The sequence below is a fragment of the Ruegeria sp. YTSA226 genome (assembly GCF_059609905.1).
On sequence record NZ_JBXWMQ010000007.1, the window covers coordinates 126,019 to 138,415 of the forward strand.

10 protein-coding genes are annotated in these 12,397 nt (G+C 56.9%); 8 read left to right on the forward strand and 2 right to left on the reverse strand.

All coding sequences use genetic code 11. The features are described 5' to 3' along the window. Window positions 1-99 precede the first annotated feature (99 nt). Window positions 100-573 carry an Lrp/AsnC family transcriptional regulator gene (locus AC2FFF_RS12010; protein WP_271950091.1) on the forward strand — a complete coding sequence of 158 codons (474 nt, stop codon included), beginning with the start codon at window positions 100-102 and terminating at the stop codon, window positions 571-573. On the opposite strand, the gene pyk is transcribed toward AC2FFF_RS12010, so the two are convergent. Then, entirely contained in the window at window positions 574-2,019 is a 1,446-nt protein-coding gene (pyk, locus tag AC2FFF_RS12015; RefSeq protein WP_142637911.1) for a pyruvate kinase, read from the reverse strand. A 133-nt stretch (window positions 2,020-2,152) separates the two neighbouring features. Between pyk and AC2FFF_RS12020 the strand changes: the two genes are divergently transcribed. The 7 genes from AC2FFF_RS12020 to AC2FFF_RS12050 all read left to right on the forward strand — a co-directional run bounded on the left by AC2FFF_RS12020 (window position 2,153) and on the right by AC2FFF_RS12050 (window position 10,575). Continuing rightward, window positions 2,153-2,890, forward strand: a complete 738-nt coding sequence (locus tag AC2FFF_RS12020; RefSeq protein ID WP_281973126.1) for an N-formylglutamate amidohydrolase — start codon at window positions 2,153-2,155, stop codon at window positions 2,888-2,890. A gap of 77 nt (window positions 2,891-2,967) precedes the next feature. After that, window positions 2,968-3,207, forward strand: coding sequence for a DUF6868 family protein (locus AC2FFF_RS12025; RefSeq protein WP_142637915.1), 240 nt, complete (start codon window positions 2,968-2,970; stop codon window positions 3,205-3,207). Window positions 3,208-3,295: 88 nt separating this feature from the next. Next, complete coding sequence (locus AC2FFF_RS12030) at window positions 3,296-3,610, forward strand: DUF1244 domain-containing protein (protein WP_281973125.1); 315 nt, start codon at window positions 3,296-3,298, stop codon at window positions 3,608-3,610. A 286-nt stretch (window positions 3,611-3,896) separates the two neighbouring features. Then, window positions 3,897-5,063, forward strand: coding sequence for a beta-aspartyl-peptidase (gene iadA / locus AC2FFF_RS12035; RefSeq protein WP_281973124.1), 1,167 nt, complete (start codon window positions 3,897-3,899; stop codon window positions 5,061-5,063). A gap of 55 nt (window positions 5,064-5,118) precedes the next feature. Continuing rightward, window positions 5,119-6,006, forward strand: a complete 888-nt coding sequence (locus tag AC2FFF_RS12040; RefSeq protein ID WP_142637921.1) for a cyanophycinase — start codon at window positions 5,119-5,121, stop codon at window positions 6,004-6,006. Between the two features lie 22 nt (window positions 6,007-6,028). After that, on the forward strand, window positions 6,029-8,824 hold the full coding sequence (gene cphA, locus AC2FFF_RS12045) for a cyanophycin synthetase (protein WP_281995545.1): 2,796 nt from the start codon (window positions 6,029-6,031) through the stop codon (window positions 8,822-8,824). Window positions 8,825-8,838: 14 nt separating this feature from the next. After that, window positions 8,839-10,575 (forward strand): Mur ligase family protein, encoded by a 1,737-nt coding sequence (locus AC2FFF_RS12050; protein ID WP_281973122.1) that lies wholly within the window; start codon window positions 8,839-8,841, stop codon window positions 10,573-10,575. Between the two features lie 310 nt (window positions 10,576-10,885). Here AC2FFF_RS12050 and AC2FFF_RS12055 read toward each other — a convergent pair whose 3' ends face one another. Continuing rightward, on the reverse strand, window positions 10,886-11,854 hold the full coding sequence (locus AC2FFF_RS12055) for an NAD(P)-dependent oxidoreductase (protein WP_271950101.1): 969 nt from the start codon (window positions 11,852-11,854) through the stop codon (window positions 10,886-10,888). Window positions 11,855-12,397: the final 543 nt, after the last annotated feature.

The window sequence follows — 12,397 nt, forward strand, 5'->3', positions numbered from 1 at the left end:
AAGTCAGTATCAGGAAAAATCACTAGGAAATGGTATTATTTTTGGTCTATTCTCAGTAAATTATCCCATTATGCGCCAAAATTACAGGGAATTTACCTAATGGACAGAGAATTGGACAAGATCGATCAACGCATCCTGCAGGAATTGGAAGCCAATGGCCGCCTGCCAATCGTCGAGCTTGCCATGCGGGTAAACCTGACCAACACCCCGTGTTCCGAGCGTGTAAAACGACTGGAAAGAACCGGCTATATCACCGGATACAGCGCCGTTCTGGACAAGGAGCGGTTGGGTCTCGGGCATATGACGGTTGTGCAGGTTTCCCTGGCTGCAACGTCTGAGAACTCATTGGATAAATTCAACGATGCCGTGCGCGATGTCACCGAAATCGAAAGCTGCCTGATGGTGGCGGGGTCGTTTGACTATCTGTTAACCGTTCGCACACGCGACATCGCCCATTTCCGCCAGACCCTGGGGGAAAAGATAAATAAGCTTCCGGGCATTCACCAGACCAGTTCCTTTACCGTGATGGAAATCGTCAAGGAACCGGTCGGGCAGAATGTCATACCCGCCTGATCAGCCAGGATCCGTGTTATAGATCAGCCTTTCGTCGCAAGGCGCGATCCGCAGGATATTGGTCGTGCCGGGCACGTTGAACGGAACACCAGCGGTGACAACGATCTGATCCGTGTCAGTTGCAAATCCACCAGAACGAGCAGCACGGGCGGCGCTGACGACCGCCCCTTTGAAACGCTCAAGCTCGGGCGTCATTACGCAATGGCAGCCCCAGCTCAGGCATAACCGACGGGCCGTTCCCTTTGCCGGGGTCATTGCAATGATCGGAACTCCGGGGCGTTCGCGCGCGGTCAACAGCGCAGTTGTGCCGCTTTGAGTGAAACAACAGATGGCCTTGATATCCGTTTTCTCGGCAATTTCGCGAGCGGCGGCGACGATGCCGTCGGCCACGGTAGTCCCCTTCGCCGTGCGCGATGCTGCGATAATCTGATCATAAGTGGGGTCGGCTTCGACCTCGATGGCGACCTTGTTCATGGTCTGCACGGCCTCGATCGGATATGAGCCAGCGGCAGATTCCGCACTCAGCATGATGGCATCCGTGCCTTCGTAGATTGCGGTTGCCACATCTGAAACCTCGGCGCGTGTGGGCATCGGGCTTTCGATCATGCTTTCCAGCATCTGTGTGGCCACAATCACCGGCTTGGCGGCGCTACGGCACCGGCGGACCAGACGTTTCTGGATCGGGGGCACCGCGGAAACCGGTAGCTCCACGCCCAGATCTCCGCGCGCAACCATAATGCCGTCAGAGGCATCGAGGATGTCGTCAAACGCTTCAACCGCAGCAGGCTTTTCAATCTTGGACAGGATCGAGGCGCGCCCATCGGCCAGTGCCCGAGCCTCAAAAACATCCTTGGCCCGCTGAACGAAACTCAGCGCCAACCAATCCACACCCAGCTGGCAGACGAATTCCAGATCACCACGATCCTTGGCGGACAAAGCGGCCAAGGGCAGCACGACATCCGGCACGTTCACGCCTTTTCGGTTCGAAATTGTCCCGCCGACCTCGACGGTACAATTAGCATGATCCTGGCCGCAATCCTGTACGATCAGGCGAATTTTGCCATCATTGACCAAGAGGCGCGCACCGGGTTCCAGCGCAGCAAAAATCTCGGGATGGGGCAGGCATACGCGGCCTGCGTCGCCCGGGGCCGGATCCAGATCCAACCGAAACACGGCACCCTCGATCAGCTCTTCCGCATCATTGGCAAATACGCCGACACGCAGCTTTGGCCCCTGCAGATCTGCAAGAATGGCGATAGGGCTGTCCAGATCCTTTTCGACCTGACGGATGATCCGGTGCCGCTCGCGGATTTCGTCATGGCTGCCATGGCTCATGTTCAGGCGAAATACGTCGGCTCCAGCTTCGTGCAATGCGCGAATGGTGTCATAGTCATTGGACGCCGGCCCCAGCGTCGCCACGATTTTCACATTTCTCAGGCGTCGCATTGACCTTGTTCTCCTCAAATCATGTCCTGAATTTGCGCGAATGTTACCGCAAACATCGACTCTGCCCGCTTATTGCGCAATTCCCTTTCCGAAGCAACTGTCCTAAACCTGCCGGAAACAACATGACAGGCTTATGACGTATTCTCCGTTTTTTATCCATGGCGCGGATCGCCCTTCCCGCTGGCTGATCACATGTGACCACGCGACCAATACTGTTCCACCGGGAATCAATGGTGGGGATCTTGGCTTGCCGCGTGAGGATATGGAGCGCCACATCGCCTATGACGTGGGCGCCTATGAAGTATCGAAACATCTGGGTGAAATTCTGAACGCCCCTGTGATCGCGGCGAATTTCTCGCGCCTTGTGATCGATCCGAACCGAGGCGAGGACGACCCGACTCTTGTGATGAAATTGTATGATGGGTCAATCATTCCCGGCAACCGTCACGCCGATGCGGATGAGCGCGAGCGGCGTCTGAACATGTGTTACCGCCCTTACCATAGGGCATTGGTTGAGCTGGCCGCACTGCCCCATGCGGTGATCGTGTCGATGCATTCCTTCACCCGGCAGTTGCGTGGACGCGAACCGCGTCCCTGGCATGTCGGTGTGCTGCACACTCCGGATGAGCGTTTTTCGCGCCCACTGATCCACCGGTTGCAGGCTGAAAAGGACCTATGTGTTGGCGTCAATGAACCGTATACTGGCGTTCTGCCGGGCGATGCGATCGACAAGCATTGCACTGCCTTTGGCCGCCCTAATGCGTTAATCGAACTGCGCAATGACCTGATCGCCGACCACGCGGGGCAGCGCGCATGGGCCGAACGTCTGGGAATTGTCCTGGAAGACGCCCTTTCGCAAAGCGAATTGTGACTTTTGGTGGCTGAGAGCCTGCGCACCATTGAGCGACCGAGCCCGAAACCCCATATATCAGGCGAAAGGAGGCGATCATGACGCAAGAGCTTTTGACATCTGTTTTCGGCTGGATGGCGGTGATCAACCTTGCTGTGTTGCTGTTTTCGACCCTGATGGTCGTGCTGATGCAGGATTGGGCGGCTGGCATCCATAGTCGGATGTTCCAAATGGACCGCGCGGATGTAAAACGTGCGTATTTCAGGTATCTGGCCAATTACAAAATTCTGGTGCTTATCTTTTCCATCGTGCCCTGGCTGGCGTTGAAACTGGCCTAGCGCACTCAGGTGTTGCTGATGATTGAAACGGCCCGCTTGGGTTGTTAGGTCAACTTGAACATATTGGGCAAGCATCCGGAGCGAGAACATGGACCAGAAAACCGAAACCGAACTTCAGGCCGCCGCATTCCGCAGGTTGCAGCAGCACCTGATTGAAGACCGGACCGATGTTCAGAACATCGACATGATGAACCTGGCCGGATTTTGCCGCAACTGCCTGTCGCGCTGGTATCAGGAAGCGGCCAATGAACATGGCATTGAGATGGACAAGGACGAAGCCCGCCAGATCTTTTACGGGATGTCCATGAGCGAATGGAAAGCCAAGTATCAGACCGAAGCCAGTCCTGAAAAGCAGGCGGCTTTTGAAGTCTCATTCGAAGAAAATGTCGGCAAAAAGAGCTGAACGTGAAAATAGAAAGGCCCACCATTCCGGCGGGCCTTTTCTCAGTGAGGCGGCTGTCAACAAAGGTTTCACGGCGTCCGCTACATTCGCTTCTTACAGTTGTTCCGATCCGAAAGCGACGGGCGCGGCGAATTGCGCAAATGCCCGACTTTACCTCAGCGCTCCTAAGATTTTGCCTTTAAGGCCTGCGCCCGACATTTACGCTTTCTCCGAATTAAGGGATGGTTCTTCTGCTGACTTTCAGTGCAAGAAAGGATGTCTTTGCTCTTACTGACGGGTATGAAACGTGTTGAAACTGATCAAGAATGCGCGGCTCTATACGCCTGAGCCTGTTGGTTTAGGCCATATTCTCACCGCGGGTGAACGCATTATTTACCTCGGTAGCACTCAACCCGAACTGCCGGATCCGCTTCAGGCTGAAGTCGTTGACGTCGAAGGTGCATCGGTTGTTCCGGGTTTGATCGACGGACATGCGCATATCACGGGTGGTGGCGGTGAAACCGGGCCAGCCAGCCGGGTGCCGCCGATGGTCCTGTCCTCGTTCACCCGTGCCGGGGTCACCTCGGTTGTCGGGGTATTGGGTACGGACGATCTGACCCGCAACACGCAGACGTTGGTGCAGCAGGCCTATGGGCTGCGGGAGGAGGGGCTTTCGGCTTGGTGTCACACTGGTGGCTATCACGTCCCTCTGACCACCCTGACCGGTTCCGCCCGGGGTGATATAGTATTCCTTGATCCGGTTATCGGCGTCGGCGAACTGGCGATCAGTGATCACCGGTCAAGCCAACCGACAATGGACGAGTTTCTGCGGATCGCAAGTGAGGCGCATGTCGCGGGCCTGATGACCGGCAAGGCAGGGATCGTGCATTGCCATATGGGCGACGGCGACAGGGGCCTTTCGATGTTGGAACAGGCAATCGAGACCTGCGAAATCCCCGCACGCGTCTTCAATCCAACTCATGTCAATCGCAACAAACCCCTCTTTGAACAGGCTGTCGCGTTGGCGCGGCACGGATGTTACATCGACGCGACCGCATTCCCTTGCGAGCATATCGAGCCGGGCATATCAGCCGCCGAGGCCTATATCCAATTTCGCGATCTGGGTGGTCGTGCGGACCGTTTCACCATCAGCTCTGACGGCGGTGGCTGCTTGCCGGCCTTTGACCGTGAAGGCAATCTGACACGGTTCGGTGTGGGATTGTCGGACACTCTGCCCGAAACACTGCGCGACTTGACCGATAAAGGAATGCCTCTGTCTGATGCACTTGCTCCGATGACCTCTAATGTCGCCGATCTGCTCAGGCTACATCGAAAGGGCCGTTTGAAAGTGGGTATGGACGCCGATCTGGTGGTTCTTGACGAAAACACCGCTGTGCGGCATGTGATGGCACGGGGGGAATGGCATGTCCGCGATGGCCAGATAGCCCGGCGCGGCATGTATGAACAGATTTGAACGTCCGCGCGGTCCCCGGTGGCTGCCCGCTATAGCTCCGGAAGGTAGTTAAGATATGTGCCCTGCACCCATTGATGCAGAGACCCCGCGCGGGTTCATCATCCCGATCGGCGGTGGCGAAGACCGCGTCAAGGAAATGCAGATTCACCGCAAATTCGTGGAGCTGTCCGGCGGCGGCGATGCCGATATTGTCGTGATCCCGACAGCCTCGATGCTGGAAGAAACAGGGCCGGATTATAACCGCATTTTCTCTGAGCTTGGAGCCGGTCAGGTTGAGTTCCTGCCCATCTCGCGCCGCGCCGATTGCGACAATCCCGACTATGCCGAGATGTTGGACCGCGCCACCGGGATATTCATGACCGGCGGGAACCAGCTGCGCTTGTCGGCGATTCTGGGTGGCACGCTTGTTGCTCAGAAAATCCGGCGCCGGAATGCGGCGGGGATACCGATTGCGGGAACCTCAGCCGGGGCGTCGGTCATGTCCGAGCATATGGTTGCAGGCGGCAGCAGCAATTCCGCCCCAGCCGAAGGCAATATCACTCTGGCCCCGGGCATGGGTTTGACCAATGCAGTCATCATTGACCAGCATTTCACGCAGCGTAACCGCCTGGGGCGCCTGTTAACCGCCTCATCTTTCAACCCTTTCCTGATCGGGTTGGGCGTTGACGAAGACACGGCGGCCTTCATTGGGCCCGATAACGTCCTTGAGGTAGTGGGCAGCGGAACGGTCACTGTGGTGGATGCCAGCCATCTGACGCATTCATCGATGTGGGATGCCCGCCGCGGAGAGGCGTTGAGCCTTCTGGGACTTCGGCTTGACGTTCTGGGCGAAGGGTGCCGTTATGATCTGACGGCTCGCCAGGCGTTTCCGCCGGATGAGCATATGGCGTTCTGTACATTGCCGGACCTGTCCGGGGACGAGGGCGCCGGCGGGGGAAAATAAAAACTAACCAACAGGGTGCCTCATGAAAGTAATTTCGACCAACGTCTTTGTCGGCCCGAATGTTTGGGCAAGTTTTCCGGTTATTCGCCACGTTATCGATGTGGGTATTCTGGAAGAATGGCCTTCGGCAAAAATTGGTTCGGAATTTATCGACGCTCTGGTCGCGGCACTTCCCGGTTTGGCAGAACATGGCTGTTCCTATCGCGAACCCGGCGGGTTCATCCGCCGCCTGCGCGAAGATGAGGGCACATGGCTGGGTCATGTGCTGGAACATTGCGCTATCGAGGTGCAGAACGTAGCTGGTACGGATGTGACTTTTGGCCGAACGCGCGGCACTGGCGAACCCGGCCAGTACAACATGGTCTATGAATACCGCCAGCGCGATGTCGGACTGGATGCGGGCAAGCTGGCGATGCGTCTGCTAATGCATCTGTTGCCACACTCCCTCAAGGACCAGGTGGATTACGACTTCGATCCGGATTTCAACTGGGATGATGAGTTACGCAGCTTTGTGCTGCGGGCGCAGCGCAAAGAATTTGGCCCCTCGACCGGCTCGTTGGTCAAGGCGGCACAAGAGCGGGACATTCCGTGGATCAGGCTGAACTCTGGCTCGCTGGTGCAGTTCGGACACGGGAAGTATCAGAAACGCATCCAGGCTACCATCACTTCTGAGACCAAACATATCTCGGTCGAGATTTCCTGCGACAAGGAAGATACCCACAATCTGCTGAACGATCTGGGCCTGCCGGTACCACAGCAGCGCATGGTCTATTCGGCGCGCGAGGCGGCAAAAGCAGCGGGGCGTATTGGATTTCCTGTCGTCGTCAAGCCGCTTGACGCCAATCATGGGCGTGGTGTTTCGATCAATCTGAATTCAGAGTCCGAGGTCGAGGCCGGTTTTGCCGAAGCCAAGGAACATTCTCGCAGCAGGGCCATTCTGGTGGAAAGCTTCATCACCGGTTTTGACCACCGAATGCTGGTTGTGAACAACAAACTGGTTGCGGTGGCCAAGCGTGTCCCCGGACATGTCGTTGGTGACGGCACACACACGATTGCCGAACTGGTTGACATCGTGAACCAGGATCCGCGCCGTGGCATCGGACACGAGAAAGTGCTGACCATGCTGGAAATCGACAATCAGGCCAAACGCCTGATGGAGAATGCGGGCGTGACCGAAGAAACCGTGCTGTCGGAAGGCGAGATCTTCTATCTCCGTTCAACGGCAAATCTGTCGACGGGGGGTACAGCGATTGATCTGACGGATGTGGTGCATCCTGACAATCGTGACATGGCCGAACGCGCCATAATGGCGGTTGGATTGGATGTGGGAGGTGTGGATTTTCTGATCGACGACATCACCAAATCCTACAAGGATATTGGCGGAGCTATCGTCGAGGTGAACGCCGCCCCGGGCTTTCGGATGCACGTGGCGCCGTCCGAAGGTCAGCCCCGCGACGTGGCGGGCAGAGTGATCGACATGTTGTTCCCAGCCAATGAGGAAACCCGCATCCCGATTGCGGCGATCACAGGAACCAACGGCAAGACGACGACCTCGCGGATGCTGGGGCATATTATGAAAACCAGCAGCAAGACCGTTGGCATGACCTCGACCGATGGCGTCTATGTGGACGGTAAACTAAGCGTCAAGGGCGATATGACGGGACCGAAATCCGCACAGATCGTCCTGCGTGATCCGGCGGTCGATTTTGCGGTGATGGAAACCGCACGCGGCGGGCTTGTGCGGTCCGGTCTGGGCTATCAGCGGTCGAACGTGGCGGCGTGTCTGAATGTCTCGGCCGATCATCTGGGTCTCGGCGGCATAAACACGGTCGAGGAGCTGGCCGTTGTCAAGCGCGTGGTGGTTGAAAGCGCTGTGGATACTGCAGTGCTGAATGCCGATGACATCAACTGTCTGAAAATGGCCGACTACGCTCAAGCGGATCAGATTTTCTATGTCACGACCAATCCAGCGCACAGTCTGGTCAAGGAACATATCAAGGCCGGCGGCAAGGCTATCGTGCTTGAAAAAGGCATGAATGGTGACATGCTGACCATCTATGACAACGGGCTTCATATCCCGGTTCTGTGGTCGCATCTGATCCCGGCGACGTTGGAAGGCAAGGCAATTTTCAACGTCCAGAATGCGATGTTCGCCGCCGCGATGGCCTATAGTTTCGGCGTGGACCTAGATAATATCCGTCATGGGCTGCGCACCTTCGACACCAGCTATTTTCAGGCACCTGGACGGATGAATGTCTATGACGAACATCCCTTCAAGGTGATCCTCGATTATGGCCATAACCCCGCCGCGCTGAAAGCGATGGCGGCGCTGGCCGATCAGTTAGAGATCAAGGGCCGCAGGCTGTGCGTGGTAGCGATGCCTGGCGACCGGCGCGACGAAGATATTGTCGATGGGGCCGCCGCCCTGGCCGGACATTTTGATCATTTCATCTGCAAGGCAGATGACCGCCGTCGCGGACGCGGGCATGACGAGGTGCCGCAGATGATGCGTCAAGCCCTGATCGACAACGGCGTGGATGCCGCAGCCATCACGGTCATCCCCGACGAGGTTGAAGCGGTCAGTGCCGCGTTGGTGCAGGCCGGACAGGGCGATCTGTTGGTGATCTTTGGTGATGACACAACGCGCTGCTGGAAACAGATCATCTATTTCAATTCTGATGGCGAAGAACCCGAGGTCGCACCTGTGGCAGCCCCCGCCGAAACCTCGTTCGAAGATATGTTCGAAGGCGACCAGAACCTGATCCGGGATGAGCGTGGCGTGCGTCTGGCCCGTGAAATCAGCGAAGACGCGGATTGAGCGGAGGCACCGGAATGGACCGGATCGAAGAGCTTGAGACCGCGCTGACAATAGAAAGCGCGACCGTTGACCATATTCAGGTGGATGACGCCCGGCGTCTGACCGGGCCGGGCCTGCTATGGAACCGACCCGGCGCTGTGATGGATGTTTTCTTCACTGATATCGACGCGACGCAGATCACCGACTTGTGGGAGAAGCATGCGCGCCGGGTTCTGGACGCACTGGGCTGGCAGGGGCAGGGTCTGATCCACCGTACCTTTACGGGCGGCGTCAATCTGGCGATCTCGGCACCGATGGATCAGCTCTATTCCGGGATATTCGCAGCGCAAACCGCCTGGCATTTCTGTGCTGCAGAACTGCTGGCATCCGAGCCCGGAGATTTCGATCAGATGGTTGCGGATGTCAAAGGCGTCATGGAAATGGAAGCCAATCCCGCACTGATCGCCTTGATTGCCGCGGCTGAGGCGCATGGCGTGGATATCCTTTGCGATGATGACGAGGTGTCGATCGGGCATGGTACAGGCAGTCAGACTTGGCCTGTTGATGGGCTGCCCACCCCGGGTGAGGTGGACTGGTCTGCGCTGCATGATATCCCGGTCGCGTTCATCACTGGAACCAACGGCAAGACCACTACGACCCGGCTGCTTGAGGCTATCGCGCGCGCTTCGGGCAAGGTCGCCGGGCTAACCTCGACCGAGTTTGTCCGCGTGGGCGATGATATACTGGACCGTGGCGATTACTCGGGCCCCGGCGGCGGGCGGATGTTGCTGCGCGATAAAAGGCTGGAGGTTGCCTGCCTTGAAGTTGCCCGTGGGGGCATCCTGCGCCGGGGTCTGCCGACCCGCGCCGCCACGGCGGCGGCTGTCACCAATGTGGCGAACGACCATCTGGGCCAATATGGGGTCAACACGGTGCCGGAACTGGCCCAGGCCAAATTCGCCGTACATCGAACATTGGCCGAAGGGGGCGTGCTGGTCCTGAATGCCGATGATGACTTTGTCCGTGCCGAGGCGAAGAATACCTCGGCGAATATCTGGTGGTTTTCGCTGGACGCGCAGAACGACCTGATCCGCCAGGCGCGCGATGCAGACAGGTGCTGCGCCTATGTGCGGCAGGGTGATATCGTGTTTTTCGACGGTGCGGCGGAACAGGTGGTGATTGCAGTTTCCGATGTTCCCCTGACCATGGGCGGCGCTGCGAAATACAATATCCTGAACGCGCTAGCGGCCTTGTGCCTGGCTTTGGCGCTGGACTTGCCCGTTCAGGCGGCTCGGGATGGATTGGCCGGGTTCAAACCAGACGCCAAGGATAATCCAGGCCGTTGCAACGAGTTCCGATACAACGGGGCACGGGTCTTTGTGGATTTTGCACATAACCCGCATTCGATTTCCGCCGTTTGCGATGCGCTGTCGAGCTTGCCAGCAAAACGGCGTTTCATCATGCTCAGCCATGCGGGGGACAGATCGGATCAGGATATCCGGGACGTAACCGCGACAGCGCTGAATTTCCAACCTAACGTGGTCGTCGCAACCGAGCTGGAAGGATATCTAAGAGGCCGCGATTCGGGGGAAATTTCTGATCTGATCGAAAAGACAGCGTTGGAACATGGGTATGGTGCAGAACAAATACTCAGAGCCGCTTCGCCCACACAAGCCGCATCAATGATACTTGAAAAGCTACAACCGGATGATATCGCTTTGTTGCTGGTTCTGTCCGATCGTGACGCTGTTCTCGCTATGCTCGACGGGTAAGAACAGAGGCGCGTGTCGGGATCACAGAGAGGGCGTGTTAGGAAATGAGTTTTTGGGCGGTCGGCAGTCCACATCCGACGCCCTCACCCAGTGTCAATACGGCCCTGTCGGACCTTCGTCCCTATCGTATATCCGCCTCATCCTCGGATTTTTTGTTTTGCGCATTGCATCATACCGTCCCGCAATTCGAGGCCGAGTAAGCTGGTGCGACGCCGTTCAAAGGGCATTGAGCCTCTGAGCCTCTGAGCATTGGCCGTCGGGGCAGGTATGATACCTGCCCTCAACTTGCTCGTGGCTGCTGAAACGGGCTCTAGCTGCCGGCAGAGACGCGCGACGAACCCTGCGGGATCACCTCGTATCCAGGCTCTTCTGGTTCGTCATCCGCCATTTCCGCAGGGAAGCCGGGGGCAAGGATGGAAAGACCGGTGGCGTCCTCTAACCGGCGGATAATGTTGGGCGATAGCTCGCGATCGCCATAGCGTGCAATGCCGTCGTCAAAAATCTGGCAAATCAAGGGTGAGACTTCCAGCGGCACATTGTTTCGTTCGGCAATACTCTGGAACAGGCCCACATCTTTTTTCACCAGATCCATGGTGAATGAGATATCGCGCGAACCGTTCAGGATTACCTGGCTTTCGGTAACATGGGAAAAGCTGTTACCGGACGAAATTTTGATCGCCTCGTAGGCTGTGTTCAGGTCCATACCTGCAGCCTTCGCCGTCACCAACGCTTCGGCATTGGCGACCAGATGGACGGTGGCCAGATAATTGGTAAGTACCTTGAGCATCGAGGCGCTGCCAAGCTCACCGGTATGCAGGATACGCCGTCCCATTGTCTTCAGCAACGGCAGAACTCGCTCGAACGTTGAGCGGTCACAGCCCGCAAATATCGAGATATTACCAGTGTCGGCGCGGTGGCAACCGCCAGATACCGGGCAATCGACTGCGGCACCACCGGCGGCGATGACGATACCGCCAAGGCGTTCGGCTTCGGCTTGGTCAGTGGTAGACATCTCCAGCCAGATCTTGCCTTCTTTCACCTCTGGCAGCATCTCCTGCAAGACAGCGTCCGATGCGGCAGGCGAGGGTAGGCAGGTGATGACGACATCGCAATCACGCATCAATGCTGCGGCATTTTCCGCCAACTTGGCACCCTTGTCCGCCGCCGCTTCCATCAGGTCGCGGTTTAGATCAAGAACCGTCAGGTCGATTCCGTTCCGCAACAGGCTGCCTGAAAGCTTTCCGCCGACATTACCAAGTCCAATGAACCCTACTTTCATCTTCTATTCCTTCCGAGTGTACGAAAAATCCAAACAAACAGATCCGCTAGGTGAGCGGTCGATAAGCGATTCCCGAGAACAAGGTGCCACCGACCCCTTTGTCTGATGAACGACGTTGGAACCTGCAATAACGCCAAGACCGGCCGCGTTTGCCACGAAGTCGAAGTCAAGCGCTGGATTGGCCACGAATGTGGCAATCCTGACTTTCGTCGATGAGACGTCTGGTTTGATCAAGTCCAGATTTCCTGTTCGGATTTGAGACAATTCAAAAACTTGTATCGCGACCTGAGCTGCAAGTGAAAATGATAAAACAGGCTATCTACCACAAAAACTATTTGTCGCTAGATTAGATCAAACCCAATACCCATAGTTGGTTATGCAGCTTCGAGGCAGCGGCCCGGCATTTGAACGTTTCGCATATCGATGTCGACCTGTTCAAAGCTTGGCTGCGTGGACAGTTAGCCACGGCTTAGGTTCTGGACCTATTAATTTGGTTGCCGTCATCCCGCCTGCGTGATTCATACCCGTGAGTTTCAGGGGTAT

What these genes read in the sequence shown, in the direction of transcription:
- AC2FFF_RS12010 (WP_271950091.1), top strand. Translation starts at nt 100, where the DNA reads ATGGACAGAGAATTGGACAAGATCGATCAACGCATCCTGCAGGAATTG.
- pyk (WP_142637911.1), bottom strand. Translation starts at nt 2,019, where the DNA reads ATGCGACGCCTGAGAAATGTGAAAATCGTGGCGACGCTGGGGCCGGCG.
- AC2FFF_RS12020 (WP_281973126.1), top strand. Translation starts at nt 2,153, where the DNA reads ATGACGTATTCTCCGTTTTTTATCCATGGCGCGGATCGCCCTTCCCGC.
- AC2FFF_RS12025 (WP_142637915.1), top strand. Translation starts at nt 2,968, where the DNA reads ATGACGCAAGAGCTTTTGACATCTGTTTTCGGCTGGATGGCGGTGATC.
- AC2FFF_RS12030 (WP_281973125.1), top strand. Translation starts at nt 3,296, where the DNA reads ATGGACCAGAAAACCGAAACCGAACTTCAGGCCGCCGCATTCCGCAGG.
- AC2FFF_RS12040 (WP_142637921.1), top strand. Translation starts at nt 5,119, where the DNA reads ATGTGCCCTGCACCCATTGATGCAGAGACCCCGCGCGGGTTCATCATC.
- cphA (WP_281995545.1), top strand. Translation starts at nt 6,029, where the DNA reads ATGAAAGTAATTTCGACCAACGTCTTTGTCGGCCCGAATGTTTGGGCA.
- AC2FFF_RS12050 (WP_281973122.1), top strand. Translation starts at nt 8,839, where the DNA reads ATGGACCGGATCGAAGAGCTTGAGACCGCGCTGACAATAGAAAGCGCG.
- AC2FFF_RS12055 (WP_271950101.1), bottom strand. Translation starts at nt 11,854, where the DNA reads ATGAAAGTAGGGTTCATTGGACTTGGTAATGTCGGCGGAAAGCTTTCA.